The 26909-nt window shown below is 54.3% G+C and carries 24 protein-coding genes; 11 read left to right on the top strand and 13 right to left on the bottom strand.

Annotated features, from left to right (window positions below; all coding sequences use genetic code 11):
• The first annotated feature begins 65 nt into the window (after positions 1-65).
• Positions 66-1643, top strand: coding sequence for a glutamine-hydrolyzing GMP synthase (guaA, locus tag GTGU_RS11630; protein WP_038157246.1), 1578 nt, complete (start codon positions 66-68; stop codon positions 1641-1643).
• A gap of 55 nt (positions 1644-1698) precedes the next feature.
• On the opposite strand, the gene GTGU_RS11625 is transcribed toward guaA, so the two are convergent.
• Entirely contained in the window at positions 1699-2052 is a 354-nt protein-coding gene (locus tag GTGU_RS11625) for a VOC family protein (RefSeq protein WP_038157026.1), read from the bottom strand.
• Positions 2053-2128: 76 nt separating this feature from the next.
• Positions 2129-2326: a YfgG family protein gene (locus GTGU_RS11620; RefSeq protein WP_038157023.1), complete on the bottom strand. Its 198-nt coding sequence runs from the start codon at positions 2324-2326 to the stop codon at positions 2129-2131.
• A 352-nt stretch (positions 2327-2678) separates the two neighbouring features.
• Here GTGU_RS11620 and GTGU_RS11615 point away from each other — a divergent pair, with 352 nt between their 5' ends.
• A complete protein-coding gene (locus tag GTGU_RS11615) occupies positions 2679-4922 on the top strand; it encodes a bifunctional diguanylate cyclase/phosphodiesterase (protein WP_038157021.1) in 2244 nt (747 codons plus the stop codon).
• On the opposite strand, the gene ppx is transcribed toward GTGU_RS11615, so the two are convergent.
• The 4 genes from ppx to purM form a co-directional block, all read right to left on the bottom strand.
• A complete protein-coding gene (gene ppx, locus GTGU_RS11610) occupies positions 4919-6460 on the bottom strand; it encodes an exopolyphosphatase (RefSeq protein WP_038157018.1) in 1542 nt (513 codons plus the stop codon). The two genes, GTGU_RS11615 and ppx, sit on opposite strands and share 4 nt — an antisense overlap.
• A 3-nt stretch (positions 6461-6463) precedes the next feature.
• Positions 6464-8524, bottom strand: a complete 2061-nt coding sequence (gene ppk1, locus GTGU_RS11605) for a polyphosphate kinase 1 (protein WP_038157016.1) — start codon at positions 8522-8524, stop codon at positions 6464-6466.
• Between the two features lie 209 nt (positions 8525-8733).
• Positions 8734-9375: a phosphoribosylglycinamide formyltransferase gene (gene purN, locus GTGU_RS11600; protein ID WP_038157013.1), complete on the bottom strand. Its 642-nt coding sequence runs from the start codon at positions 9373-9375 to the stop codon at positions 8734-8736.
• Positions 9375-10412 carry a phosphoribosylformylglycinamidine cyclo-ligase gene (gene purM / locus GTGU_RS11595; RefSeq protein WP_038157244.1) on the bottom strand — a complete coding sequence of 346 codons (1038 nt, stop codon included), beginning with the start codon at positions 10410-10412 and terminating at the stop codon, positions 9375-9377. The genes purN and purM overlap by 1 nt, the downstream gene beginning before the upstream one ends.
• Before the next feature lie 250 nt (positions 10413-10662).
• On the opposite strand from purM, the gene GTGU_RS11590 reads away from it, so the two are divergent.
• The 4 genes from GTGU_RS11590 to GTGU_RS11575 all read left to right on the top strand — a co-directional run bounded on the left by GTGU_RS11590 (position 10663) and on the right by GTGU_RS11575 (position 15082).
• Positions 10663-12093: a 6-phospho-beta-glucosidase gene (locus tag GTGU_RS11590; RefSeq protein ID WP_038157010.1), complete on the top strand. Its 1431-nt coding sequence runs from the start codon at positions 10663-10665 to the stop codon at positions 12091-12093.
• A gap of 185 nt (positions 12094-12278) precedes the next feature.
• On the top strand, positions 12279-12905 hold the full coding sequence (gene upp, locus GTGU_RS11585) for a uracil phosphoribosyltransferase (protein WP_038157007.1): 627 nt from the start codon (positions 12279-12281) through the stop codon (positions 12903-12905).
• 90 nt (positions 12906-12995) lie between these two features.
• Complete coding sequence (gene uraA / locus GTGU_RS11580; RefSeq protein ID WP_038157004.1) at positions 12996-14285, top strand: uracil permease; 1290 nt, start codon at positions 12996-12998, stop codon at positions 14283-14285.
• 95 nt (positions 14286-14380) lie between these two features.
• Positions 14381-15082, top strand: coding sequence for a DnaA inactivator Hda (locus GTGU_RS11575; protein WP_072011962.1), 702 nt, complete (start codon positions 14381-14383; stop codon positions 15080-15082).
• An 11-nt stretch (positions 15083-15093) separates the two neighbouring features.
• On the opposite strand, the gene GTGU_RS11570 is transcribed toward GTGU_RS11575, so the two are convergent.
• Genes GTGU_RS11570 through GTGU_RS11560 form a run of 3 tightly spaced genes read right to left on the bottom strand, consistent with a single transcriptional unit; the run spans position 15094 to position 18815 of the window.
• Entirely contained in the window at positions 15094-16536 is a 1443-nt protein-coding gene (locus tag GTGU_RS11570; protein ID WP_038156999.1) for a leucyl aminopeptidase family protein, read from the bottom strand.
• 2 nt (positions 16537-16538) lie between these two features.
• Positions 16539-17492 carry a glycosylasparaginase gene (locus GTGU_RS11565; protein ID WP_038156997.1) on the bottom strand — a complete coding sequence of 318 codons (954 nt, stop codon included), beginning with the start codon at positions 17490-17492 and terminating at the stop codon, positions 16539-16541.
• Positions 17493-17495: 3 nt separating this feature from the next.
• Positions 17496-18815 carry a PTS sugar transporter subunit IIC gene (locus GTGU_RS11560; RefSeq protein ID WP_038156994.1) on the bottom strand — a complete coding sequence of 440 codons (1320 nt, stop codon included), beginning with the start codon at positions 18813-18815 and terminating at the stop codon, positions 17496-17498.
• Positions 18816-18969: 154 nt separating this feature from the next.
• Between GTGU_RS11560 and GTGU_RS11555 the strand changes: the two genes are divergently transcribed.
• A complete protein-coding gene (locus GTGU_RS11555) occupies positions 18970-19794 on the top strand; it encodes a helix-turn-helix domain-containing protein (RefSeq protein WP_038156993.1) in 825 nt (274 codons plus the stop codon).
• Here the strand turns inward: GTGU_RS11555 and arsC are convergent.
• Together arsC and bepA are read right to left on the bottom strand one after the other, a co-directional pair.
• Positions 19791-20150: an arsenate reductase (glutaredoxin) gene (gene arsC, locus GTGU_RS11550; protein WP_038156990.1), complete on the bottom strand. Its 360-nt coding sequence runs from the start codon at positions 20148-20150 to the stop codon at positions 19791-19793. The genes GTGU_RS11555 and arsC overlap by 4 nt on opposite strands.
• Positions 20151-20159: 9 nt before the next feature.
• The gene (gene bepA, locus GTGU_RS11545) at positions 20160-21623 is read right to left on the bottom strand and encodes a beta-barrel assembly-enhancing protease (protein WP_038156987.1); all 1464 of its coding nucleotides are present in this window, start codon (positions 21621-21623) and stop codon (positions 20160-20162) included.
• A 224-nt stretch (positions 21624-21847) separates the two neighbouring features.
• On the opposite strand from bepA, the gene GTGU_RS11540 reads away from it, so the two are divergent.
• Positions 21848-22909, top strand: a complete 1062-nt coding sequence (locus tag GTGU_RS11540; protein ID WP_038156984.1) for an AI-2E family transporter — start codon at positions 21848-21850, stop codon at positions 22907-22909.
• Positions 22910-22943: 34 nt separating this feature from the next.
• Here the strand turns inward: GTGU_RS11540 and bcp are convergent, their stop codons facing one another.
• Positions 22944-23414 carry a thioredoxin-dependent thiol peroxidase gene (gene bcp / locus GTGU_RS11535; protein WP_038156982.1) on the bottom strand — a complete coding sequence of 157 codons (471 nt, stop codon included), beginning with the start codon at positions 23412-23414 and terminating at the stop codon, positions 22944-22946.
• Positions 23414-23986, bottom strand: coding sequence for a glycine cleavage system transcriptional repressor (locus GTGU_RS11530; RefSeq protein ID WP_038156980.1), 573 nt, complete (start codon positions 23984-23986; stop codon positions 23414-23416). Before GTGU_RS11530 ends, bcp begins: the two co-directional genes overlap by 1 nt.
• A 153-nt stretch (positions 23987-24139) precedes the next feature.
• On the opposite strand from GTGU_RS11530, the gene dapA reads away from it, so the two are divergent.
• From dapA to purC, 3 genes are all read left to right on the top strand, one after another.
• Positions 24140-25018, top strand: coding sequence for a 4-hydroxy-tetrahydrodipicolinate synthase (gene dapA / locus GTGU_RS11525; protein ID WP_038156978.1), 879 nt, complete (start codon positions 24140-24142; stop codon positions 25016-25018).
• A 16-nt stretch (positions 25019-25034) separates the two neighbouring features.
• On the top strand, positions 25035-26069 hold the full coding sequence (bamC, locus tag GTGU_RS11520; protein WP_038156976.1) for an outer membrane protein assembly factor BamC: 1035 nt from the start codon (positions 25035-25037) through the stop codon (positions 26067-26069).
• 109 nt (positions 26070-26178) lie between these two features.
• Entirely contained in the window at positions 26179-26892 is a 714-nt protein-coding gene (gene purC / locus GTGU_RS11515) for a phosphoribosylaminoimidazolesuccinocarboxamide synthase (RefSeq protein WP_038156974.1), read from the top strand.
• The last annotated feature ends 17 nt before the right edge of the window (positions 26893-26909 follow it).

The raw sequence follows: 26909 nt of genomic DNA, 5'->3' as shown, positions 1-26909 counted from the left end.
CTGCGCCCGGTGCTTTCACCGGGCGCTTACTTTCACTCATTGCCATTTGCCCGGAACAACCGTCAATGACCGACAATATTCATAAACATCGCATTCTTATCCTCGACTTTGGCTCTCAATACACTCAGCTGGTTGCCCGCCGCGTACGCGAATTAGGCGTCTACTGCGAACTGTGGGCATGGGATGTCACCGAAGCGCAAATCCGCGACTTCAACCCCAGCGGCATCATTCTTTCCGGCGGCCCGGAAAGCACCACCGAACATAACAGCCCGCGCGCGCCGGAATACGTATTCAATGCAGGCGTCCCGGTTCTCGGCGTATGCTATGGCATGCAGACCATGGCAATGCAACTGGGCGGCCATGTTGAAGCTTCCAACGAGCGTGAGTTTGGTTACGCGCAGGTTGAAGTAAAAACGGACAGCGCGTTTATCCACGGCATCGAAGATTCACTGACCGCCGAAGGCCGACCGCTGCTGGATGTATGGATGAGCCACGGTGATAAAGTCACCGCCATTCCGTCAGATTTCGTGACTGTTGCCAGCACCGAAACCTGCCCGTTTGCCATTATGGCTAACGAAGAAAAACGCTTCTATGGCGTACAGTTCCACCCGGAAGTGACCCACACCCGTCAGGGGCTGCGCATGCTGGAGCGTTTTGTTCGCGATATCTGCCAGTGTGAAGCCCTGTGGACACCAGCAAAAATCATCGACGACGCGGTAGAACGCATCCGTCAGCAGGTGGGTGACGATAAAGTGATCCTCGGCCTGTCTGGTGGCGTGGACTCCTCCGTGACCGCCATGCTGCTGCATCGCGCCATCGGTAAAAACCTGACCTGTGTTTTCGTTGATAACGGTCTGCTGCGTCTGAACGAAGCCGAGCAGGTGATGGACATGTTTGGCGATCGTTTTGGTCTCAACATCGTTCACGTTCCGGCGGAAGAGCGTTTCCTGAGCGCGCTGGCGGGCATTGATGATCCGGAAGCGAAACGTAAAACCATCGGCCGTGTCTTTGTTGAAGTCTTCGATGAAGAAGCCTTTAAACTGGAAGACGTTAAATGGCTGGCGCAGGGCACAATCTACCCTGACGTGATTGAATCCGCCGCGTCTGCCACCGGTAAAGCGCACGTCATTAAGTCTCACCACAACGTCGGCGGTCTGCCGAAAGAGATGAAGATGGGCCTCGTCGAACCGCTGAAAGAGCTGTTCAAAGACGAAGTGCGCAAAATTGGGCTGGAGCTGGGGCTGCCGTATGACATGCTGTACCGTCACCCGTTCCCGGGGCCGGGTCTCGGCGTTCGCGTGCTGGGCGAAGTGAAGAAAGAATTCTGCGACCTGCTGCGTCGTGCGGATGCTATCTTCATTGAAGAGCTTCGCAAAGCGGATCTGTATGACAAAGTCAGCCAGGCGTTCACCGTCTTCCTGCCAGTTCGTTCCGTTGGCGTGATGGGTGATGGCCGTAAATACGACTGGGTCGTCTCACTGCGTGCGGTCGAAACCATCGACTTCATGACCGCCCACTGGGCGCACCTGCCGTACGATTTCCTTGGCCGCGTGTCCAACCGAATCATCAACGAAGTGAATGGTATTTCACGTGTCGTTTATGATATCAGCGGTAAGCCGCCAGCGACGATTGAGTGGGAATAAGCCCGCTATTAATTGCCTGAAATACAAAGCTCGCATTATTGCGGGCTTTTTCTTTTCATGCCTTATGCGACAGAATGTTCACCACCTTGCCCAGCGGATCGCGCACAAAGAAGCGACGCACATTCCAGGGTTCGTTAGTGATGGGATACACAATCTCAAAACCTTCCGCCTGAGCGCGTTCGTAGAGTTCATCCACGTTATCGACTTCAACGGATATTTCAGGAACCGGGGTTCCCGAACCGCCTTCGCACGCCACGCTGACCTGCGTCCGCGCCTTTGCGTCGCTGGCAAACGTCAGGAGCCAGCCATGATCCATAACAATGTCCATTCCCAGCAACCGTTCATAGAACGATCGCGCAATCTGGGGATCTGCCGTGGCAAGGTTGGCGACAATGCGTAATACAGCCATCTTCTTTCCTTTTGTTGAGGATGATGAAAACGGGGGTATTTGTGATTTTAGTGCATCGGTAACAAAGGGGCGGCAATTAGCGCTGTTGCTGGACAGGGGCTTCGGAGGTCAGGCTGGTTTGCTGCGCTTCTTTTTTGTCCTGATGATGGTACCAGGCGCCGATGGAGGAGTAGACGAAGCGGCCAAAAAAGAAGAGGAAACTGATAAGGAGTACGATCCGCGTCATTCGACCGTTAAATCGATGTCGTTTTCGCATACTGGTGGCCTGGCTCACAAAGGGTTCCTTCAGATATACCCACAATTGGGGCGGTGAATATATTAAGGCACAGCGCGGCGCGAGGGTCAATCAAGGGAAGTGTAAACTTGCGTCAGCTTAAACATTAACCAGTGTTATATAAAATAAGAATGTGTTCATGCCCTCTATAATGAAGCCGGGGCTACCGCAAGAAAAAGTCTAATAGTGGTTCCCTGTCGATGATTATTTGATTTAAGTCAACCACCATGCCCGGCAGCTCACTAAACTCTTCCCTCGGTCCCGCGCTGACAGTCGTTGCGCGGTAGGTATGGCCAGGTTGGATGCCTGTCTGAATATCCCTTCAGGAACCAGGGTACTCTCTCGAGCATCAATGAGCTTGTATACACGCTACAAAAAATACAGAGATAAATGGTGGGCGCTGCCGCTGTTTATCCCCGTCCTGTTACTTCCAGTCATTAATATCGCTAATACATTTGCTTCGCTGGATGGTCGCGACGTCGCACTTTATTACCTGCCGCTGGCGCTAATGTTAAGCCTGATGCTGTTTTTCGGCTGGGCTGCCTTGCCAGGCATGATTGTCGCGCTCTGGTTGCATATCGCGAGGAACATGCCGCCTGTCGAGGCCATAGGGGTAATTTTCAACTTTCTGATCCCGATAATCCTGAGCTGGGGCGGATATCGCGCCTGTGTTCCCCGGCGTTATATGGTCTCACATGGCACGGTGCGGCTGATGGCGCAACGGGTTTTCTGGCAGATGTTTTTTCCGGCGACCCTCTTTCTGGTGCTGTTTCAATTTTCCGTTTACCTCGGCCTGCAAACAAGTCGGCTTGAGATGGAAGGCGTCAGCCCGCTGAGTTTGCGGACAATCATTAACTATCAGGCGCTACTGGTGGGCTGTTTTACCGGCGTGCCGCTGTGTTATCTCCTTATTCGGCTTATCCGTCACCCACGCCATATACATAGCTATGTTTCACAGTTACGTCGTCAAATTGATCCAAAAATCAGATGGCCGGAAGGTATCGTGTGGTGGGTTGCGCTTGTGGTGTTGTTGCTGATGCTGTTACGACCGATGAATGACAACAGCACGATATTCAGCACCAACTATACACTGTCGTTATTGTTGCCGGTGATGCTCTGGGGTTCGATGCGTTTCGGCTACCGCTTCATGTCGCTCATCTGGACGCCTGTCCTGATCGTCGCCATCCATTTTCATTATCGTTATTTGCCGGTCTATCCGGGCTACAGCAATCAGTTAGCGATTACCTCATCGAGTTATCTCGTCTTCTCGTTTATCGTCGTCTATATGGCGATGCTCTCCACGCGCCAGCGGTTGGTTCATCAGCGCGCCCGTCGGATGGCTTATCTTGATCCGGTGGTTCATATGCCGAATCTTCGCGCCCTGAGTCGTGCGTTGACGGAGACGCCCTGGTCTGTGCTCTGTTTTTTGCGGGTACCTGAGCTGGAGGTGCTTGGACGTCACTATGGCGTGATGATGCGGATCCAGTACAAGCAAAAACTTGCCGAGTGGCTGAAGGATGTTCTGCTTATCGATGAAGATGTATATCAGCTCTCAGGGCACGATCTCGTGATCCGTCTCAATACCGAAGGCTACCAGCGGCGTATCGAAACGCTGGACGAGCGGGCAAAACAGTTCCGTTTCAACTGGGACGGTATTCCACTCCAGCCGCCGATTGGCATCAGCTACTGCTATGTTCGTTCGCCGGTAACGCACCTCTCTTTACTGTTAGGTGAGTTAAGTACGATTGCTGATCTGTCGCTGAGCACCTCGCACCCTGAAAGCCTGCAACGCCGTGGTGCGATGCATCTGCAGCAGGGGCTGAAAGACAAAGTCATTATGATGAATCAGATCCAGCATGCGCTTGAGCGTAATCTTTTCCGGCTGATGGCGCAGCCGATTGTCGGCGTGCGTGGTGATAACTACTACGAGATCCTGTTACGTATGGAGAACGCTGACGGCCAGTTGATTACCCCTGATGCTTTCCTGCCGGTAGCACAGGAGTTCGGGCTGTCGTCGCGTATTGATTTATGGGTACTGGAGAAAGCGCTCGATTTTATGAACTGCAACCGTATGTCGTTGCCAGGCCTGCGCTTTTCTCTGAATATTACGCCATCCACTGCCTGCGGTGCTGATTTTCACAACACCGTGCTTAATCTATTGAAAAAATACACCATCGAGCCGTGGCAGCTGATATTTGAACTATCGGAGAGTCAGTCCATTCCGCACCCTGAGCAGGCGCGGCAGACCATGCGCTATCTGCAACAGATGGGCTGTCGGGTGGCGATTGATGATTTCGGCACCGGCTATGCCAGCTACACGCGGTTAAAAGATGTTGATGCCGACATGCTCAAAATTGATGGCAGCTTTATTCGCAATATCGTTTCCAGCAGCCTGGACTACCAGATAGTGGCGTCGATTTGTCAGCTTGCGCGGATGAAGAAAATGCAGGTGGTGGCTGAATTTGTTGAGACCGACGACATTCGCGACGCGGCGATCTCGCTGGGGATTGATTATCTGCAAGGGTACAGCATTGGCAAACCAGATCGGCTGGAAAATCTGGTTGCCAGTGCGCAGGAACAGGCGGAGGTCGCTTAAGCCGCGATCTCCGGTGACTTTTCCTCAGTGATTTTCAGCACCCAGCCGGTAACCGCTTCCCAGTATTGCTGCTCTTTTTCGAGGTCGAGCAGCACCAGCGCGTTCTGGCTGAACCAGTCGTGCGGGAAGCATAATGTCCAGTGATGGGCTTCCGTTTTCAGCGTCAGCACCGGCGGCGTGGTCGTCGCCTGACGCTGATTATTCAGCAGTACGCCAAGACGCAGCAACTGGATCATCGGCAGGAATTGTTTCTTTTTAAACAGCGTAAAGCGCGGGAGATCATCAAGCTTAATGGCTTTGCGGCAGCAACGTACCAGCGTCGCCATCAGCGTCTGCTGTTCCTGGTTAAAGCCAGGCAGATCGCTGTTTTGCAAGATGTAGGCCGAGTGGCGGTGCATGCCGCTGTGGTTGATGTTCAGCCCCACTTCATGGAGCATCACTGCCCACTTCAACAGCGCCGCCAGTTGTGGATTCGCAAGCTTCGGGTTCTGCGCTTGCCACTGATCGTACATCTGCATTGTGGTATCCAGCACACGCCCTACCTGGTCGCGGTCGATATTGTACTGATTCGCCAGACTTTGCGCCGTACGGCTGCGAATGTCCTGGTGACGGAAGCGGCCTTCCATTTCATACAGCACGCCTTCACGCAGGGCGCCGTCAGACAGGCGAAGCTCTTTGATTGCCAGCGAATCGAACACGCCACAAAGGATAGCCAGCCCCGGTACAAATACCGCTTTACGTTCGTCGGAGAGTCCCGGCAGGCTGAGCGTATCGAAGCTCTTGTACTTCAGTAACTCGTTCACCAGCATATCCAGACGGTCCGGGGTGATGAAACCGTCTTTTTCGCCCATCTCCACCAATACTTCATGCGCGGCTTTGATGGTACCGGATGCGCCCAGCGCAACGTTCCAGCCATGAATGCGGTATTGCCAGGAGAGTGTTTCCAGCTTCTGAATGGCGGAGAGGCGTGCGCGCTGGAAATTCTCTTTGCTGATCACGCCGCCAGGGAAGTACATCTGTGCGAAGCTGACGCAACCCATACGGCGACTTTCCACCAGCCTGGGTTCAAAGTCTTCGCCAATCACCAGCTCCGTCGAGCCACCGCCGATATCAATGACCAGCTTGCGGCCTTTTTCCGGTTGCGTGTGCTCAACGCCCATAAAAATCAGGCGGGCCTCTTCGTTACCTGGGATGATTTCGATCGGGTAGGGGATCACTTTTTCTGCGCGTTTCAGGAACTCTGCCGCGTTCTGTGCCTGACGCAGCGTATGTGTACCCACAATACAGACGCTGGAAGGGGAAAAACCCTGCAGGCGCTCCGCAAACAGCGACAGGCAGTTCAGCCCGCGCTCCATCGCTTCTTCGCTGAGCATGTTATTTTCATCAAGGCCGTCAGCCAGGTGTACGCGCTGCTTCAGGCGACCGATAATCTGCATCGCGCCATCGACAACGCGGGCGATGACCATATGAAAACTGTTTGAGCCAAGGTCGACCGCAGCAAATTCCTGCGGTCGCGGAGAGTGATCTTGTATGGGCATAGGTTAATCGGGTTGTTCAAGGGATTTGAGATAATCATAGATCGCCAGTTGCGCGCGCACCTTACGACGATTGCCGCGCGGCACATAGCGATTACTCAGTTCTTTATCAATATACCGCGCCTTCACCGTATCGCTGAACAGAATATCAATAATATCCAGAATACGCTGTTTCAGTCGCGAGTCGAGAAGCGGCGCGGCAACTTCAATGCGGTAATCGATGTTGCGCGTCATCCAGTCGGCGGAAGAAAGATACACGTTTTTGTCGCCGCCGTTTTCAAAAATATAAATGCGATCATGCTCCAGATAGCGGTCAACGATACTGATCACGCGAATGTTGTCACTGATGCCTTCCAGTTCCGGTATCAGCGAGCACATCCCGCGGATCAGCAAATTAACCGGTACACCTGAGCTGGAGGCTGCGTAGAGCCTGTCGACCAGCCCTTTGTCAACGAGGTTATTGAGTTTCAGCGTGATACCTGACGGCAGACCGTTCTGCGCGTTAGCGATTTCTTTGTCGATCATCTCATACAACAGGCGGCGCGAGTTTTGCGGTGATACCAGCAGATAATCAAAGTTGACGGGGCGATAGGGGTTTTCAATAAAGTTGAAGACCCGGCGCACTTCGTTGGTAATGCGCGCGTCGGCGGTCAGCAGCGAATAGTCGGTATATATTCGGGCTGTTTTCTCGTTAAAGTTACCGGTACCGATATGTGCATAGCGCACTACGTCTTCTCCCTCTTTACGGGAGACCAGAAACAGTTTGGCGTGAATTTTTAGCCCGGGTGCGGAGAAGATAACGTGAACGCCGGCAGCAGTCAGACGCTTCGCCCAGATAATGTTAGCTTCTTCATCGAAGCGCGCCTGCAATTCCACCACCACGGTCACTTTCTTACCGTTGTGCGCGGCGTGGATCATTGCATCAATGATGCGCGAATCTTTTGCCACACGGTAGATGTTGATTTTGATCGCCAGTACGCTCGGGTCAAACGAGGCCTGGCGCAGCAGTTCAAGAACATGCTCAAAAGTATGGTACGGATAGTAGAGCAGGACGTCACGCTCGCGGATGGCGTCAAAACCGTTGCGGAATTTGTCGAACCAGAGATGGCGCAGGCGCGGCAGCGGTCGGTTGACCAGATTGGCCTTGCCGACGTTCGGGAAGCCAATAAAGTCTTTAAAGTTGTGGTAGCGGCCACCCGGGACGATGGAGTCGTAGCGGGAGATGGAGAGTTTTTCGCGCAGCATATCCACCATCGCGTCCGGCATGTCGCGCTGATAGACAAAGCGCACCGGTTCAGCAGTCAGACGTTGCTTCAAGCTTGAGGACATCAACTCCATCAGGCTGGATTCCATCTCATGCACCAGATCGTACTCAGCGTCGCGGGTCATTTTCATCGAGTAGGCATTCAGCGCATCATAATCGAAGAAGCCTTTGAAAATGTCATCCAGGCAGTAGCGCAGGATGTTATCAAGCAGGATCATTGGCTTGCGGCGGCGCGGCGTTTCCGGCGGCAGGTTGACGAAACGCGGAACCTTATCAGACGGAATTTCCAGCAGCGCGTAGCGAATAGTGTCGCCACGAATGATCTCCACGGCCAGATAGGTGTAGTCATCTTTCAGGAACTGCACCAGATTGGTTTCGCGGTTAATCAGAATCGGGGAGATATGCTGGCGCAGGTACTGCTTAAAGTAGTGACGCAGCCATTCCTGCTGGTTAACAGAGAGCTGTCGCTCGTTAATCAGGAAGATCTGATTACGCGCCATTTCCAGCAGCAGTTCATTGTACAGACCATCGAACTCCTGGTCGTCTTTCAGTACACGGGCCTGGATTTTGCCCAGCAAATGGCGTGAATGGGCGGTAATACCTTGTTCTTCGCTGATGATGATGCGACGTTTGAGTTCCGCAAAGCGGACTTTGTAGAATTCATCAAGGTTATTGGAATAGATACCCAGAAAGCGCATGCGCTCGATCAGCGGATTGTTTTTATCAGCCGCTTCCTGGAGTACACGTTCGTTGAAGGATAACCAACTTAATTCTTTCTCGATATATAGCTTTTCCTGGCCCATTACTACTCACACTCCGGTTCATTCACGGGACGCGGCAAATCCGTCTCAACGCGTATATTGCTAGCTTTACTGTAGGATGTCCAATGTGCCAGATAAGTATGACAGTTTTCCGGCGGGACGTGATGGCGCGGTCAAAAAAGAGAAGGTATTCAGGAAGGTAATAACAGAAAACGCCTCTTGCCGCACCCGCACAAGAGGCAATGCCACGCTTATTCGTCGGCGGCGTAGCCCTGCTGAGGCAGCTTAGCGCCATCCAGCCAGGCGGCGTTGTCATGCATCTGCAGGCGGCCATCAACAAACCAGCTCACCACCAGCGGGTAGATGGCGTGCTCCTGGGCCTGAACGCGCGCCGTTACATCCGCTTCATCATCGCCTTCAAACACCGGTACTTTGGCCTGCAAAATAACCGGGCCGCCATCCAGTTCATCGGTGACAAAATGCACGGAGGTACCATGCTCTTCATCGCCGTTTTCCAGTACCTGACGGTGAGTATATAACCCGGGATATTTCGGCAGAAGGGACGGGTGAATATTGAGCAAGCGGCCCTGGTAGTGGGCAACAAATTCCGGGCTAAGAATGCGCATATACCCGGCCAGCACAACGACATCCGGTGTGTAGATATCGATTTCGCGGATGAGTTCGCGATCGAACGCTTCCCGGCTGGCGAACTGGCTGGCTTCCAGCGCGTGGGCAGGAATGTCAGCTTCACGGGCGCGTTCAAGGCCGAACGCGTCGGCCTTATTACTGAACACGGCACGGAGAGTGCCGTTGATTTTTCCCTGCTGACAACCGTCGATTATCGCCTGCAAATTACTTCCGTTGCCGGAAATAAGTACAACTATGTTCTTCATTACTCAATGACCACACGCTGTTCAGAATCGGACTTTTTGATATACCCGATCTTCCACGCGTTTTCACCTTTCGCGTTTAACAGCGTCACGGCGTTATCGGCCTGATCTTCAGGCAGCGCAATCACCATGCCCACGCCGCAGTTAAAGGTGCGGTACATTTCGTGGCGGCTGACGTTGCCATTCGCCTGCAACCAGTGGAACACCGCTGGCCACTGCCATGAGGATTCGTCAATCACTGCCTGGGTGTTATCCGGCAGGACGCGTGGAATGTTCTCCCAGAAACCGCCGCCAGTCAGGTGGGCGATAGCATGAACATCGATTTTCTCGATCAGTTCCAGTACCGGTTTAACGTAAATGCGGGTCGGCGCCAGCAGATGATCGGCAAGCGGTTTGCCGTCGAGTTGCGTGGTCTGTGGGTTGCTGTCGCTCACTTCCAGAATCTTACGCACCAGCGAATAGCCATTAGAGTGTGGCCCACTGGAGGCCAGCGCCACTAACACATCGCCATCGGCGACTTTTGAGCCATCAATGATTTCTGATTTTTCCACCACCCCGACGCAGAAACCGGCCACGTCGTAATCATCTCCATGATACATGCCCGGCATTTCAGCGGTTTCGCCGCCTACCAGCGCACAACCGGATTGCAGACAACCTTCGGCGATGCCGTTAATCACGCTGGCGGCGGTGTCGACGTCCAGTTTGCCTGTGGCGTAGTAGTCGAGGAAAAACAACGGTTCTGCGCCCTGCACAACGAGGTCATTCACGCACATGGCGACCAGATCGATGCCGATAGTGTCATGACGTTTCAGATCCATCGCCAGACGCAGTTTGGTGCCCACGCCATCAGTGCCGGAAACCAGTACCGGTTCACGGTATTTCTGCGGCAGCGCACAAAGCGCGCCAAAGCCGCCGAGCCCTCCCATGACCTCCGGGCGGCGGGTTTTCTTTACCGTGCCCTTAATTCGGTCGACCAGTGCGTTACCTGCGTCAATATCAACACCGGCATCTTTGTAGCTAAGAGAGGTTTTGTCGGTCACAGCGAAATCTCCGCGCGTTTGCTTGCGATAGATAGAAGTAAAAAACGGCGCCATTCTATCAGCCAAAGCAAACGTTTGCGAGCCTGCTTTACGTTCATTTTTACTCAGGCGAAATTTCAACCGTTACGGTGGCTTAACTTGATACCGTTCACGAAAATGAAACCGGGTACATTCTTATTCTTGCAACAACATAGCGGCTTGCACATCATCACTGAAACCGGTTTCTGTGATGTAAAAAGAGGGGAAGCGAATGTCTGGATTCAAAGCAGGATTCTTATGGGGTGGCGCGGTTGCGGCGCATCAGCTGGAAGGGGGCTGGCAGGAAGGCGGTAAAGGGGTCAGTGTTGCCGACGTCATGACCGCAGGGGCGCATGGCGTGCCGCGTGAAATCACCGATGGCGTATTACCCGGCAAAAATTACCCGAACCATGAGGCGATCGACTTTTATCATCGCTATAAAGACGACATCAAACTCTTCGCGGAACTGGGCTTCAAATGCTTCCGCACCTCCATCGCCTGGACGCGTATTTTCCCCAACGGTGACGAGCAGACGCCGAATGAAGCGGGCCTGCAGTTTTATGACGATCTGTTCGATGAATGCCTGAAATATGGCATCGAGCCGGTCGTGACGTTATCGCACTTCGAAATGCCATATCATCTGGTCACAGGGTACGGCGGCTGGCGCAACCGTAAACTGATCGACTTCTTTGTGCGGTTTGCGAAAGTGGCGTTCGAGCGTTACCAGCACAAAGTGAAGTACTGGATGACGTTCAACGAAATTAATAATCAGGCCAACTTCCACGAAGATTTCGCCCCGTTCACCAACTCCGGGCTTAAGTACCAGCCGGGTGAAGATCGCGAGCCGGTCATGTATCAGGCCGCGCATTACGAGCTGGTCGCCAGTGCGCTGGCGGTGAAAGCGGCACGGGAAATTAACCCCTCATTGCAGGTTGGCTGCATGATCGCCATGTGCCCGGTTTATCCGCTGACCTGCGCGCCGGATGACATGATGATGGCAATGAATGCCATGCATCGCCGATACTGGTTTACCGATGTGCACGTGCGCGGAAAATACCCGCAGCATCTGCTGAACTACTTTGCCCGTCGTGGTTTTGCGCTGGATATTACCGACGCTGATCGCACGGCGCTGGCGCAGGGTTGCGTGGATTACATCGGCTTCAGCTATTACATGTCCTTCGCGACGAAAGCCACGGCAGATAACCCGCGTTTCGACTATGACGAAACCACCAGTCTGGTCTCCAACCCGTATGTGCAGAAGTCCGACTGGGGCTGGCAGATTGACCCGGTGGGCCTGCGCTACTCGCTGAACTGGTTCTGGGATCACTATCAACTGCCGCTATTTATTGTTGAAAACGGCTTCGGTGCCATTGATGTCCAGGAAAGCGACGGCTCAGTGAATGACCAGTACCGCATTGATTATCTGGCTGCCCATATCCGTGAAATGAAAAAGGCGGTGGAAGAAGATGGCGTGGATCTGATGGGCTATACCCCGTGGGGCTGCATCGACCTGGTCTCTGCGGGCACTGGCGAGATGAAAAAACGCTACGGCTTTATCTACGTCGATAAAGACAACGAAGGGAAGGGCACGCTAAAACGCAGTAAGAAAAAATCCTTCGACTGGTATCAGAAGGTGATCGCCAGCAACGGCGAAACCCTCTGACCTCATCGTTCATCTTTCGGGCCCCGCAATTGCGGGGCTTATTTTTTCCTTTAATTTATAATCAGTAACGGACGGTTAAACCCTTTGCTTGATCGTCGTCAAGCATTGTGGGTATGGCATTAACGGCAAAAAGCGTTATAATCCCGCGATTTTTTTTGCGGCTGCCACTTCAGAGGAGAATGAGAATGAAGATCGTGGAAGTGAAACATCCACTCGTCAAACACAAGCTGGGCCTGATGCGAGAGCATGACATCAGCACTAAACGCTTTCGTGAACTGGCCTCTGAAGTCGGCAGCTTACTGACTTATGAAGCGACCTCCGATCTGGCAACCGAAAAAGTCACTATCGAAGGCTGGAACGGCCCGGTAGAAATTGAGCAGATCAAAGGTAAGAAAATTACTGTTGTGCCTATCCTGCGTGCGGGTCTGGGCATGATGGAAGGCGTTCTGGAACATGTTCCGAGCGCGCGCATCAGCGTGGTGGGTATCTACCGTAACGAAGAGACGCTGGAGCCGGTACCGTACTTCCAGAAGCTGGTCTCCAACATCAACGAGCGCATGGCGCTGGTGGTTGACCCGATGCTGGCAACCGGCGGCTCGATGATAGCCACCATCGACCTGCTGAAAAAAGCAGGTTGCACCAGCATCAAGGTGCTGGTTCTGGTGGCGGCCCCGGAAGGTCTGGCCGCGCTGGAAAAAGCGCACCCGGACGTGGAGCTGTACACCGCATCGATTGACAATGGATTGAACGAGCACGGATACATTATTCCGGGGCTCGGCGATGCCGGCGATAAGATTTTTGGTACGAAATGATGAGATAGCGATAAAAAAGCCGACTTTGATAGTCGGCTTTTTTTTGAATACAACAACACATGACCTATAACAACACTCGAGGAAAACACTATGACGCGCCGTGCTATCGGGGTTAGTGAAAGACCACCGCTTTTGCAGACCATCCCGCTTAGTTTGCAGCACTTGTTCGCGATGTTTGGCGCAACTGTGCTGGTGCCAATCCTGTTCCACATCAACCCGGCTACCGTGCTGCTGTTTAACGGTATCGGGACGCTACTGTATCTCTTTATCTGTAAAGGCAAAATTCCGGCCTACCTGGGCTCGAGCTTTGCGTTTATTTCACCGGTTCTGCTGCTGTTGCCGCTGGGCTACGAAGTGGCGCTGGGCGGCTTCATTATGTGCGGCGTGTTGTTCTGCATCGTCTCTTTTATCGTTAAAAAAGCCGGTACCGGCTGGCTGGATGTGATGTTCCCGCCTGCAGCGATGGGTGCGATTGTCGCGGTTATCGGTCTGGAGCTGGCGGGTGTTGCGGCGAACATGGCCGGGCTGCTACCTGCAGAAGGGCAAGCGCCGGATTCAACAACCATTATTATTTCGCTGGTAACGCTGGCGGTCACGGTATTTGGTTCGGTGCTGTTCCGTGGTTTCCTGGCTATTATCCCGATCCTCATCGGTGTGCTGGCGGGCTACGCGCTCTCTTTCGCGATGGGCGTGGTGGATACGACCCCGATTGCGCAGGCACACTGGTTCGCGCTGCCAACATTCTATACGCCGCGTTTCGAGTGGTTCGCGATTTTCACCATTCTGCCTGCGGCGCTGGTGGTCATTGCCGAACACGTCGGTCACCTGGTAGTGACGGCGAACATTGTTAAGCGCGATCTGATCCGCGATCCGGGTCTGCATCGTTCGATGTTTGCCAACGGTCTGTCGACGGTGATTTCCGGTTTCTTCGGTTCAACGCCAAACACCACGTACGGCGAAAACATCGGCGTGATGGCGATAACCCGCGTATACAGTACCTGGGTTATCGGTGGCGCGGCGGTGATTGCAATCCTGCTCTCCTGTGTTGGCAAGCTGGCAGCGGCAATCCAGATTATCCCTGTGCCGGTGATGGGCGGTGTGTCGTTACTGCTGTACGGGGTGATCGGCGCTTCCGGTATTCGTGTGCTGATCGAATCGAAAGTGGATTACAGCAAAGCGCAGAACCTGATCCTGACCTCCGTCATTCTGATCATCGGCGTCAGCGGCGCGAAAGTGCATATTGGCGCGGCTGAGCTGAAAGGGATGGCGCTGGCGACGATCGTGGGTATCTGTCTGAGCCTGATCTTCAAGCTTATCAGCGTACTGCGCCCGGAAGAGGTTGTTCTGGATGCCGCAGACAGCGAAGACGTGAAATCGTGATCCTGTTACCGGGCGGAGGATCCGCCCGGTTCTCTCCGTTCCGGTTACGTGCTAAACTCGTTACCGATTTTAGGTAGTATTTTGTTGAGGTCTCTCTGAACGCACCGGCACAGCTCTCTTTGCCACTCTATCTTCCTGACGATGAAACTTTTGCGAGTTTCTGGCCGGGTGATAACCCTTCTTTTCTCGCAGCGTTGCAGAACGTTTTGCGCCAGGATCACAGCGGATATCTTTATTTCTGGTCACGCGAAGGCGCGGGACGTAGCCATTTGCTGCATGCTGCCTGTGCGGAGCTCTCCCAGCGCGGCGAAGCGGTTGGCTATGTGCCGCTGGATAAGCGTACCTGGTTTGTGCCGGAAGTGCTGGAGGGTATGGAGCATTTGTCGCTGGTATGCATCGACAACATCGAGTGCGCTGCCGGGGATGAGCCCTGGGAGATGGCAATCTTTAACCTCTACAATCGCATTCTTGAATCCGGCAAAACGCGGTTACTGATTACCGGCGATCGCCCGCCGCGCCAGTTGAATCTGGGTCTGCCGGATCTCGCCTCCCGCCTTGACTGGGGGCAAATCTATAAACTGCAGCCATTGTCTGATGAAGACAAACTGCAGGCCCTACAGCTTCGCGCCCGCCTGCGCGGCTTTGAACTGCCGGAAGACGTGTGCCGTTTTCTGCTTAAGCGGTTGGATCGCGAAATGCGCACGCTGTTTATGACGCTGGATCAGCTTGACCGCGCGTCGATCACCGCGCAGCGCAAGCTGACCATTCCTTTCGTCAAAGAGATCCTGAAGCTGTAATCCGCGAGGCGTTATTGCAGGTCATTCAGTAAATGCTGTATCAGCAGCGGGATCGGCCTTCCCGATGCCACGCTTTTTCCCCCTTCACGCCACAACGCGGTACCGCTAACATCCAGATGCGCCCATGGTATTTCTGGCGGGCAGAAGTGATGCAACAGCCATGCTGCTGAAGCGCTTATCGCTGCGTTATTGGTGGGGGTATTACACAGATCGGCAATCGCGCTTTCAGCCTGCTTTTTCAGCCGTGCGTCGAGCGGCAGCGACCAGACTTCATCACCGGACTGTTTCCCGGCCGCTGTCAGCGCCGCGCGCAATGGTTCATCCTGAGTCATCAGACCGCTTAACTCATAACCCAGCGCTTTCACCACTGCGCCCGTCAATGTTGCCATATCGATGATATAGCGCGCATGCGGATGACGCTGGCTGGCCCAGGCGATGGCGTCTGCCAGCACCAGACGACCTTCGGCATCGGTATTGTTAATCTCGACAGTCAGGCCGTTACAGGCGCGCACCACGCTGCCCGGTTGCATGGCGTCAGGACCAATGGCGTTTTCCGCCAGCGCCAGCACGCCCATCACTCTGACCGGTAATGCCAGCGCCGCGATGCTCAGCATCAACCCCAGCACGTTTGCCGCGCCACACATGTCATATTTCATGGTGTACATGCCCGCGCCTTCTTTCAGCCACAACCCGCCGGTATCAAAAGTAATACCTTTGCCGACATAACTGCGCACCGGGCCGATTTCCACACCGTCATAATGGATCGCCAGCAGGCGGGGCGGGCGTGCCGAGCCTTTACCGACGGCATGCAACAGCCCCAACCCCTGTTCAACGATGGCGTGTTCATCCAGCACTTCACAGCGCAGGGCAGGGATGTTAGCGCACAGGCGTTGCGCCTCTTCCACCACAAACTGCGGCGTACACTGTTCAGAAGGCAGGTCAGCCAGTCTGCGGGCGACCACCATGCCGTGCGCAATGGCCTGCTGCTGGCGAAGCTGCGCTTTCAGCGCGGCGGTTTGTTCCGGCTGGCACCAGATGTCGATCTGACGCAGGCGAACAGCACCCGGCTGCGGTTTGCGCAGGCCCAGATCCGTCAGGGTATGTTCAAGATTAAACAGGTAACGCAGCGCTGAAGATAATCCCGGCGCGTTTACCGACGCATCCAGCAATACGCGTGTGCTGGCAGGTGCGATGAACAGCGGGCGCAGTGCCTGCGTCAGCGCATCGTGTTGTGCATCCTGCCAGACGTTCAGCGGGATCAGCGTGATACGGGCAAACGGCGCGCAGCCAAAGCAGGTGTCTGCGATGGCGTTTTCCGCGCGTGCCAACATTTCACTCACCACAGGGCAGGCCTCAAAAAGCGGATCGGCGAGTAGCGGACTGCCGGGCCAGGTCACCAGATGGCAGCCCACGGCGTGGTTATCCGGATGATTGATGATACGGTAATCCAGCATGATTACTCCTCGATGGGGGCGCGAATGCGCGCGGCATAGGCCTGCATCCATTCGTCGTCCACCGGTTGATAATGCGTCTTTTCACGTATACGTTCGGCGCGAAAGACCGTCAGCGGCTGGCTGGCGGTAGCGACCACAAAAGAGAACGTTTTGATGTTGGTCGCGGCGCCGAATTCGCCGTTGCGGTTCATACACACCACCGACAGATCGCCGGCGCGACCAAAGCGCGACATCAGCTTATCTTCAAGTTCACACACTACCGAATCTGCGGCCTGTTGCGGCGTCATGCCCTGTGCCATGCGGCGGACAATTTCGTAGCTGGTGCAGCCTTTCATCAGATCTTCGCCAACGCCAGTAGCCGTCGCTGCGCCGGTTTCGCTGTCGCAGTAAAACCCTGACCCGATGATCGGCGAATCGCCAAGTCGCCCGCGTTTTTTCATAAACAGGCCGCTGGTTGAGGTGGCGACACTCATCGAGTGGTGGCAGTCCAGGCCGATGATGCCGACGGTGTCGTGGCCGTCATAAGGGCTTAATCCTTTATCGAGCGTTTCCCGGCAGCGTTTGCGGTAATGCTGCATGGCACGCTCAGTGAGCATCGCTTTTGCCGCAAAACCCTGGCTGAGCGCCCATTCGCGCGCCCCCTGGCCGACCAGTACGCTGTTATAGCGCTGGCGGCTCAGGGCATGGGCGACCCGAACCGGGTTGGCGATATCCACCAGATTACCCACCGCGCCAAACGCCAGGGTGTCGCCATCCATGAAGGCGGCGTCCAGCTCCACCTCACCGTTTTCAGTGGGCAACCCGCCGTAGCCCACCGATTTGTAAAACGGAAAATCTTCCACCGCCGCAACGGCGTCAACAACGGCACCCGCGGCCGCTTTCCCTGCTGCCAGCGCGGTCGCCGAGGCGGCCACGCCTTCCAGTGCCATTCGCCAGGTGGCGATAATTCCCCACATCGTTTACTCCTGTTTTGCCAGTGCGCTGTCCGCATCTGCGGATGCTGTGATTTCTGCGGCGCGATACTGCTTGTCGACAATACGCATGAACGGCAGATAAAGCATGGCACCGATCAACAGATTAAGAATCTGCATCACGCTACCGCTCAGATGCCCGGTGACGATAAAACCGCTGATCACCGGCGGCAGCGTCCAGGGGATAAACACCCCGGTGGTGACCGCCACTGCGCCAATTTTCATCGCTGCGTACTGGATGGTGACCAGCACCAGTGGCACGAGGTTAAACGGGATCAACATGACAGGGTTCATGATCACCGGCAGGCCAAACAGAATTGGCTCGTTGATGTTAAAGATGGAAGCACCCGCGCCGAGCCGCGCTACTTCGCGCATGTTTTTGCTGCGGGCAAAAATCAGCATGGCGATGACCAGCGACAGCGTCGCTCCGGCGCCGCCCATCCAGATCATGTCGAAAAACTGCTCCGTGATGATATGCGGTGGAGTGACGCCCGCCTGGATTGCGGCAATATTGTCAGTCTGGTTTTCCATCCACAGCGGGCGGATAATCCCGTTGATCATCGAGCCGGAGTTGATGCCCACTGACCACAGAATGGTAATACTGAAAACCGTCATCAGCGCGCCGAAATAAGAGGTGCCGTAATGGCGCACCGGTGTGGCGACCACGTCATAAATGAACTGGTGAATAGTGGTGTAGTGGGTGTTTTCAAACGCGATACGGATGATCAACACCAGAATCATTACCACCAGCGCCGGAATTAGCGCCGCGAAGGATTCCTGCACCGCAGGCGGGACGCCGTCCGGCATCTTAATGACCAGTTTTTTCCGTTTCAGCCAGCAGAACAGCTCGGTCCAGATAAGCGAACCGATCATTGCCACGAACAGCCCTTTAGTGCCGATCCACTCCACCGGGATCACGGTGATACCGCCGTTTTCCGCCACTTTGATAAATGGTGTCAGGATCAGGAAACAGACCAGCCCCAGAATACCGCACGAGATGCGGTCTTCGTTGTAATACTCCGCCAGACGGAAGGCGACCAGAAAACCAATAAACAACGACATCGTTGAGAATACCGCGTTAAACGGGATCTCGATAATCGCGCTCCAGCTCTCACCGAAGGCCTGAGACATAAACTGCTGATAGGTCTGATTGGGGAACGAGGAGATAACCAACAGGATAGAACCGACAATAATAAACGGCATAAAGGAAACGTAGGCGCCGCGGATGGCACCAAGATGACGCTGTTGCGCCGTTTTTGCCGCCAGCGGCATCAGCTTTGCTTCAAGAAATCCCAGAACATTGTTCATTGTGAACTCCGTACAAGATCAAGAGACGTTGTGTGTGTTATGTAAAGGGATTATCAAAGAAAGCGGCGCGCGGAAAGGTGAAACTGCTCACATTGCGTACGCGTGATTTATATAAATCTCATATGATTAGTTATATTTTTGGCAGGAAACGCTAATGGAAATTAAACTGCACGCCAACGCTACTACCACACCCCGCATACGCAAATATCTGCAGGAATCAGATAAAAGCGACCGTGAACTGGCGCGTGAACTGGGCATTTCTGTCACTACCGTGCGCCGCTGGCGTAACCGCACCCAGATTACCGATAATCACACCACGCCGCATGTGATACACAAAGTACTGAGACAGGAGCAGGAGGCACTGATCAATGTGCTACGGGATGCGCTGCGTGCGCCGCTGGATGAACTGCTGTTTATTGTTAACGAGGGTCTGGGCATACCGGTCTCCAGGGCGACGCTAAACCGCTATCTGCGCCCGGCGCATGAAGGGCGAAAAGAGGGCGGACTGCAAGGAAAAAAAGCGCTGAAAGCGGGCGTGAAGCCGGATACGCTGACGCTGCATTACCGCCTGCTGGCGCTACCGATGGACGATGGCGGCGATCATCACCTGCTATGGGCGCAGGAGCCGGTCAGCGGCTGGTGCTACGCGCGGCTGTTTTCGGGGATCTCTCCGGCGCTGGTAAATCACTGGCTGGATGAAGTATTAACAGCGTGTCCTGCACAGATTCAATGTGTTGAGACAAATCTCGCGAAGTGCTTCACGCTGGAGCGAAACGATGTGCTGTGCAAAACCAGTGAACAGGCTGAACCGCAGGCCATCCAGATTAGTGTTCCGCTGGTGGAATTGATCCCCGCGCTGGATGAACCTGACAGCACGGTGCAGCGCTTGTGTCAGTTATGGAATACGGGCAGGGCGCAGAAAAAGCTGGGAGAGAAAACGCCGCAGGCTTTTCTTGAAGCGCTGCGGCAGAAGGATTAATCGAGAATTTCCAGGATCTGTTCCGGTGGACGGCCGATACGCGCCTTGCCGTTATGTACCACAATCGGACGCTCGATCAGTTTGGGATGTTCTACCATCGCCAGAATCAGCGCTTCTTCTGGCAGGTCAGGATCCATCAGCGCCAGTGAGGTATAGAGATCTTCTTTCTGGCGAAGCAGTTCACGGGCGCTGCGCATTCCGAGCATTTTCACCAGGTTACGCAGCGTCGCCGCATCTGGCGGGTTTTCAAGATAGAGCACCACCTGCGGCTCCACGCCTTTCTCCTTCAGCAGATTCAGCGTCTCACGGCTTTTGGAACAACGCGGGTTGTGATAAATCGTGACGGCGTCAGACATCATTACTCCTTACATTTTGCTGTACGGACGGAAGCGTTCCTGCAACTGGCGGAATTGATCGATACGTGCGTCGTAGCGCGCTTGTTGCAGACTTCCAAGTTTCACCTGCGAGCTGGCGCTGCTCAGCAGGGAAATGGCTTGATCAAGACGACCCACCAGCGCCATATTTTCAGCGCGCGCGGCCAGTTCCTGATCGCGATTGCCTAGCGCCGCTTCCGCCTGCGCCAGTAAATCCCAGCCGTTGGTATCGTCTTTGTTGTTAAAAGTATAGCGGTTGAGAAGGGTCACGGCCTGAGCTGGCTGGCCACCTTCCATATACGCGTTGGCAAGGTTCAGCTGTAATACCGGGTTGTTGCGCAGGTCGTGCGCGTTTTTCAGGCGGTTAATGGCTTCGCTGGTTTTTTTCTGCCCGAGATCGATATCAGTTGCCAGATCGAGATACCAGGGGTTTTGCCCGTCCGCGCTCAGCAGTGGCTGCAGCAGTTTGCTTGCTTCGGCGTAATTACTGGCGCCCATCGCCTGCAACGCCCGGCCATACCGGGCGGCGCGCTGTTCGCGTACGTTACCTTTCGCCCAGTTGTCGAGGAGATCACTGGTCAGCTGGTTTTTACCGGAATTGTACATGCCGAGGGTTCTCGCCTTCGCCATGTAGAAATCTTCAGAGGACTGCACAACGACTGGGCGCATCTGGTTGGCACGGTTACGCGCATCGGCGAGACGGCTTTCCGGCAAAGGGTGCGTCAGCAGCATTTCCGGCGGACGTGTCGAATAACGGGACTGATCGAGTAGTTTTTCCATGAACCCTGGCATCGCCTGGGGATCGAACCCGGAGCGTTGCAGCACCTGGATGCCGATGCGATCCGCTTCTTCTTCGTTCTGGCGGGTGAAGCTGATCATCCCCTGTTGGGTGCCCGCCAGCGTCCCGGTCAGCGCCGCCATTCCAGCCTGCGGGTTGGCCATCGCCAGTAAAATAGAGCCCAGCGCACCGACCCAGGTCAGCGGCGCGTTACGCTTTTGGTCTTCCATGGCACGCGCAAGGTGGCGCTGCGTAACGTGGGAGATTTCGTGCGCCATGACCGACGCCAGTTCACTTTCGGTATCAGCATAGCGGAACAAAGCGGAATGCAGTACCACATTACCGCCGAAGAAAGCGAAAGCGTTCAGTTCGTCGTTGTTAATCAGAAAAAAATGGAACGGTGTGCGCACGGAATACGCGTGCGACACCAGACGTGCGCCGAGGTTATTGATGTATTGCGTTAACAGAGGGTCGTTGATCAGCGGCGCACTGCCGCGCAACTGTCGCACATAATAATCTCCCATCTGCATCTCCTGACCAATGGAGAGCGTGCTTCCTGCGGAGGTGCCCATGTCCGGCAACGTATCTGCAGAATCTGCAAAAGCGGGCAGACATTGACCCAGCGTCAGAGACGCTATCAGCGTCGCCACCAGCGTCCTTCTCAACTGCGTGAACATAACCTCAGTCCTGTAATGTGGGATGTGCCTGTTTGACCGGTGCGAAGCATGAATGTTCCACCGTTGTTCGTAATGGGAGTGTAGCCGTCTGTAAGACGGTTGAAAATCAACTTTCTGTGACTTTTATTGTTTATGGGAACGGCATTAAAAAGCGGAGTCTTTTTTGTGACATTTCGATACAATTCACAATCTGCAATCCCGCAACGCGTCCTAAGAAGGATTTTATGCTTGAGTTGTTAATGCAGTGGTACCGCCGCCGCTTCAGCGATCCGGAGGCGATAGCGCTGCTGGTCATTCTGCTGGCAGGGTTTGTGATCCTGTTCTTCTTTAACGGTCTTTTAGCGCCGCTGCTGGTCGCCATTGTACTGGCGTATCTGCTGGAATGGCCCACGATCCGGCTTGAGCGTATCGGTTGCTCGCGGCGCTGGGCGACGTCCATCGTCCTGGTGCTGTTTGTCGGCATTCTGCTCCTGCTTGCGCTGGTGGTGATGCCGATCGCCTGGCAGCAGGGTATTAACCTGATCCGTGATATGCCAGGCATGCTGAATCAACTGATGAGCTATGCTGCGACGCTGCCGCGCCGTTTCCCTGCGCTGATGGACGTCGGGATTGTCGACGTGGTGGCCGAGAACATGCGCAGCCGCATGCTGACGCTCGGCGATTCGGTAGTGAAATACTCGCTGGCGTCGCTGGTCGGATTACTCACGCTCTCCGTTTACCTGGTGCTGGTGCCGCTGATGGTCTTTTTCCTCGTCAAGGATAAAGAACAGATGCTCAATGCCGTTCGCCGTGTGCTGCCGCGTAATCGTGGGCTGGCCGGCCAGGTGTGGAAAGAGATGAACCAACAGATCACTAACTACATCCGTGGCAAAGTGTTTGAGATGATTGTCGTCAGCATCGCGACCTGGATTGGTTTTGTGCTGTTCGGACTTAATTACTCGTTGTTGCTGGCGGTACTGGTCGGTTTTTCGGTACTCATTCCGTACATCGGTATTTTTGTCGTGACCTTTCCGGTCGTGGGCGTGGCGTTGTTCCAGTTTGGTCTGAGTACCGAATTCTGGAGCGTGTTCGCGGTATATCTGATTATTCAGGCGCTGGACGGCAACCTGCTGGTGCCGGTGCTGTTTTCGGAAGCTGTTAACCTGCATCCGTTGGTGATTATTCTGTCCGTGGTGATTTTTGGCGGGTTATGGGGATTCTGGGGCGTATTCTTTGCGATTCCGCTGGCGACGCTGATTAAAGCCGTGGTCCACGCCTGGCCGGATGGCCCGGTGGTTGAGGAATAAAGTAAAAGGCCCGGTACGGTTACCGGGCCTTTTATCACGCGTTCTCTTTCAGCCAGTTCAGCACAACGTCGTGGTGGTTACTGGTTTTGAAGTCATCGAAAACGTGCTCAATTTTGCCGTCTGCATCAATCAGAAAACTGATGCGGTGGATGCCGTCATAGGTTTTCCCCATGAAGGACTTTTCTCCCCACACGCCAAATTGTTCGCAGACCTGATGGTCTTCATCGGAGAGCAGCGTAAAGTTCAGCAGCTCTTTTTCTGCAAAGCGGGAGAGTTTCTCAGGTTTATCGGTGCTGATGCCCAGCACTTCAACGCCCGACTTTTTCAAATCATCCATATTATCGCGCAAACCACACGCCTGGACCGTACAACCCGGGGTCATTGCTTTGGGGTAAAAATAGACCAGAACACGCTGTCCCTGGAAGTCGGTCAAATTTACTTGCTCACCATCCTGATCGGGCAAGCTAAATTTCGGTGCGATGTCACCGGCTTTCAGTGGGTTCATTACTCAACTCCATCCTGTTCATCATGCTGTGAATAATTGACGATGCTTATACTGCCTTGTGCATTCAGTTCTGTACATAGTGCTTTAAACGCTTGCTCGATATTTGAGACTTCCTGCGACGCAGGGCTGTGTGCTGTGATTTGAATGAATAACTGTGCGGCGCTGGCGTTCTCGCCCGGTTGGGTTCGGGAAACCAGTTCCGCAATATTGGTGTTGTACGTATCGAATAATGCCGTAAAACGCTCGATGATGTGTGGCGAATCCGGCACCTCTACCTGCACCCAGACGGTGGATGGCATTGCCTGACGCGGACTTGCGGTAGTACGTTTCATCACGATCAGCAGATCCAGTTCCGCGCCCTTCAATGGTAACGTCGATTCGATCAGCGTAATGGCATTCCAGCTGCCGGAAAGCAGCATGATAAAAGTAAACTCATCGCCAAGCATCGCCAGACGGCTGTCTTCAATATTACAGCCGCAGCTGCTGACATGACGGGTGATTGTGTTCACGATGCCTGGGCGGTCGGCGCCCAGGGCGGTAATCACAAGATAGTGTTGTGATGAGGCTGTCAAACCTGTTCTTCCTGTAAAAGGTGCGGTAATCATAAGGAAAGCATAAAAAAAACCGGCATACAACATTCAGAACGGCTCTGGTCTCTTGCTTTTATTACAGGACCAAACGTACCATTGAAGCTCTTGTCTGCACGTCTGCTCAGAGGATGGCCCATGTTCACGGGAAGTATAGTAGCGGTTATCACGCCGATGGATGAAAAAGGTAATGTCGATCGGCTCAGCCTGAAAAAACTGATTGATTACCATGTCGCCAATGGAACCTCGGCGATCGTTTCGGTGGGTACCACCGGAGAGTCCGCCACATTAAGCCACGATGAACATGGCGATGTGGTCATGATGACGCTGGATCTGGCAGACGGGCGTATCCCCGTGATTGCCGGCACAGGCGCTAATGCAACCGCAGAGGCGATCAGCCTGACTCAGCGTTTCAATAATAGCGGCATTGTGGGCTGCCTGACGGTCACGCCGTACTATAACCGTCCGACGCAGGAAGGGCTGTTCCAGCACTTCAAAACCATCGCTGAACATACTGACCTGCCGCAAATTCTGTATAATGTGCCTTCGCGTACCGGCTGCGATATGCTGCCTGAGACCGTGGGGCGCCTGGCAAAAGTGAAAAATATTGTCGGTATTAAGGAAGCCACAGGGAACTTAAGTCGTGTTCACCAGATCAAAGAGCTGGTTTCAGATGACTTTATCCTGCTGAGTGGTGATGACGCCACGGCGCTGGATTTCATGCAGTTAGGCGGTCAGGGCGTTATCTCGGTAACGGCCAACGTCGCAGCGCGCGATATGGCGGAAATGTGTAAACTGGCCGCCGAAGGACAGTTTGCCGAAGCGCGTGTCATCAATCAGCGTCTGATGCCACTACACAATAAATTATTTGTCGAACCCAATCCGATCCCGGTGAAATGGGCCTGTAAGGAATTGGGACTTGTAGCAACCGACACGCTGCGCCTGCCGATGACGCCGATCACCGATAACGGTCGTCATATCGTCGCCAGTGCGCTTAAGCACGCCGGTCTGCTGTAAAGTTTAGGGAGATTTGATGGCTTACTCAGTACAGAAGTCGCGCCTGGCGAAGGTTGCGGGTATTTCGCTTGTTATGCTCCTCGCGGCCTGCAGCTCTGATTCGCGCTACAAGCGTCAGGTTAGTGGTGATGAATCCTATCTGGAAGCGACACCGCTTGCTGAACTTCATGCGCCTGCCGGTATGATCCTGCCGCTTCAGAACGGCGACTATAACATTCCTGTTGCAAGCAGTAATGGCGCAGTGGGTAAAGCGCTGGACATCCGTCCGCCGGCACAGCCGCTGGCGCTGGTCAGCGGTGCCCGGACCCAGTTCACTGGCGATACGGCCACGCTGTTAGTAGAAAGCGGTCGTAGCGGGTCTCTGTGGCCGCAGGTGGTGAGCATTCTTCAGGCGAAGAATTACACCATCACCAAACGTGATGACGCCTCACAGACATTGAGCACTGACTGGGTTGACTGGAACCGTCTCGATGAAGACGAACAGTACCGTGGTCGCTATCAGATCTCTGTCAAACCGCAGGGTTATCAGCAGGCGGTTGTCGTCAAGCTGATCAACCTTGAGCAGGGTGGCAAACCGGTTGCCGACGCCGCTTCTATGCAGCGTTACAGCACCGAAATGCTGAACGTGATCTCTGCCGGTCTCGACCAGAATGCGACTAACGCGCAGAACGCCGCGCAGGGCCGTGATGGCGCCACCTTTGACGTACAGAGCGCTGCCGATGACACCGGCTTGCCGATGCTGGTCGTTCGCGCGCCGTTTAACCAGGTGTGGGATCGCCTCCCGGCAACGCTTAAGAAAGTGGGCATGGAAGTGACCGACCGCACCCGTTCTCAGGGTGACATTGCGGTGACCTACAAACCGCTTTCGGACAGCAACTGGCAGGAACTGGGTACCCGCGATCCTGGCCTCGTCTCCGGCGACTATAAGTTGCAGGTTGGCGACCTCGATAACCGCAGCAGCCTGCAGTTCATCGACCCGAAAGGTCATACGTTAACGCAATCTCAGAATGACGCCCTGGTCTCCGTATTCCAGGCCGCATTCAGCAAGTAAAACAACAGGGCTGGAGTAATCCGGCCCTTTTTTCTGTATAGTGACGCAAACGTGTGCGTCGGCAGAAAAACGCCATTTTTATCACTTAATTTGAGTGGAGTAACAAAAGATGCAAAAGAAAGCTGAGTTGTATCGCGGCAAAGCGAAAACCGTTTACAGCACGGAAAATCCGGATCTGTTGGTGCTCGAATTCCGTAACGATACGTCAGCAGGGGATGGCGCGCGCATTGAGCAGTTTGATCGCAAAGGGATGGTGAATAACAAGTTCAACCATTTCATTATGACTAAACTCGAAGAGGCGGGCATCCCGACTCAGATGGAAGCGCTGCTGTCTGATACCGAATGTCTGGTGAAAAAACTCGAGATGGTTCCGGTGGAGTGCGTGGTGCGTAACCGCGCCGCAGGCTCGCTGGTGAAGCGTCTGGGCATTGAAGAGGGCATCGAACTGAACCCGCCGTTGTTCGATATGTTCCTGAAGAATGACGCCATGCATGACCCGATGGTCAACGAGTCCTACTGCGAGACCTTCGGTTGGGTCAGCAAAGAGAATCTGGCACAGATGAAAGCGCTGACTTATAAAGCCAACGATGTGCTGAAAAAATTGTTCGATGACGCGGGTCTTATCCTGGTCGACTTCAAACTGGAGTTTGGCCTGTTTAAAGGGAAAGTGGTGCTGGGCGACGAATTCTCACCGGATGGCAGCCGTCTGTGGGACAAAGAAACGCTGGATAAAATGGACAAGGACCGTTTCCGCCAGAGCCTCGGTGGGCTGATTGAAGCCTATGAAGAGGTAGCACATCGTCTTGGTGTGAAGCTGGACTAACTGTTCCTGCCCGAAAC

Origin of the sequence: Trabulsiella guamensis ATCC 49490, from assembly GCF_000734965.1 — a bacterium.
GTDB lineage: Bacteria > Pseudomonadota > Gammaproteobacteria > Enterobacterales > Enterobacteriaceae > Trabulsiella > Trabulsiella guamensis.
This window is presented reverse-complemented; position numbering and strand designations above follow the sequence as displayed.

What these genes read in the sequence shown, in the direction of transcription:
- guaA (WP_038157246.1), top strand. Translation starts at nt 66, where the DNA reads ATGACCGACAATATTCATAAACATCGCATTCTTATCCTCGACTTTGGC.
- GTGU_RS11625 (WP_038157026.1), bottom strand. Translation starts at nt 2,052, where the DNA reads ATGGCTGTATTACGCATTGTCGCCAACCTTGCCACGGCAGATCCCCAG.
- GTGU_RS11615 (WP_038157021.1), top strand. Translation starts at nt 2,679, where the DNA reads ATGAGCTTGTATACACGCTACAAAAAATACAGAGATAAATGGTGGGCG.
- ppx (WP_038157018.1), bottom strand. Translation starts at nt 6,460, where the DNA reads ATGCCCATACAAGATCACTCTCCGCGACCGCAGGAATTTGCTGCGGTC.
- ppk1 (WP_038157016.1), bottom strand. Translation starts at nt 8,524, where the DNA reads ATGGGCCAGGAAAAGCTATATATCGAGAAAGAATTAAGTTGGTTATCC.
- purN (WP_038157013.1), bottom strand. Translation starts at nt 9,375, where the DNA reads ATGAAGAACATAGTTGTACTTATTTCCGGCAACGGAAGTAATTTGCAG.
- GTGU_RS11590 (WP_038157010.1), top strand. Translation starts at nt 10,663, where the DNA reads ATGTCTGGATTCAAAGCAGGATTCTTATGGGGTGGCGCGGTTGCGGCG.
- upp (WP_038157007.1), top strand. Translation starts at nt 12,279, where the DNA reads ATGAAGATCGTGGAAGTGAAACATCCACTCGTCAAACACAAGCTGGGC.
- uraA (WP_038157004.1), top strand. Translation starts at nt 12,996, where the DNA reads ATGACGCGCCGTGCTATCGGGGTTAGTGAAAGACCACCGCTTTTGCAG.
- GTGU_RS11570 (WP_038156999.1), bottom strand. Translation starts at nt 16,536, where the DNA reads ATGCTGGATTACCGTATCATCAATCATCCGGATAACCACGCCGTGGGC.
- GTGU_RS11565 (WP_038156997.1), bottom strand. Translation starts at nt 17,492, where the DNA reads ATGTGGGGAATTATCGCCACCTGGCGAATGGCACTGGAAGGCGTGGCC.
- GTGU_RS11560 (WP_038156994.1), bottom strand. Translation starts at nt 18,815, where the DNA reads ATGAACAATGTTCTGGGATTTCTTGAAGCAAAGCTGATGCCGCTGGCG.
- GTGU_RS11555 (WP_038156993.1), top strand. Translation starts at nt 18,970, where the DNA reads ATGGAAATTAAACTGCACGCCAACGCTACTACCACACCCCGCATACGC.
- arsC (WP_038156990.1), bottom strand. Translation starts at nt 20,150, where the DNA reads ATGTCTGACGCCGTCACGATTTATCACAACCCGCGTTGTTCCAAAAGC.
- bepA (WP_038156987.1), bottom strand. Translation starts at nt 21,623, where the DNA reads ATGTTCACGCAGTTGAGAAGGACGCTGGTGGCGACGCTGATAGCGTCT.
- GTGU_RS11540 (WP_038156984.1), top strand. Translation starts at nt 21,848, where the DNA reads ATGCTTGAGTTGTTAATGCAGTGGTACCGCCGCCGCTTCAGCGATCCG.
- bcp (WP_038156982.1), bottom strand. Translation starts at nt 23,414, where the DNA reads ATGAACCCACTGAAAGCCGGTGACATCGCACCGAAATTTAGCTTGCCC.
- dapA (WP_038156978.1), top strand. Translation starts at nt 24,140, where the DNA reads ATGTTCACGGGAAGTATAGTAGCGGTTATCACGCCGATGGATGAAAAA.
- bamC (WP_038156976.1), top strand. Translation starts at nt 25,035, where the DNA reads ATGGCTTACTCAGTACAGAAGTCGCGCCTGGCGAAGGTTGCGGGTATT.
- purC (WP_038156974.1), top strand. Translation starts at nt 26,179, where the DNA reads ATGCAAAAGAAAGCTGAGTTGTATCGCGGCAAAGCGAAAACCGTTTAC.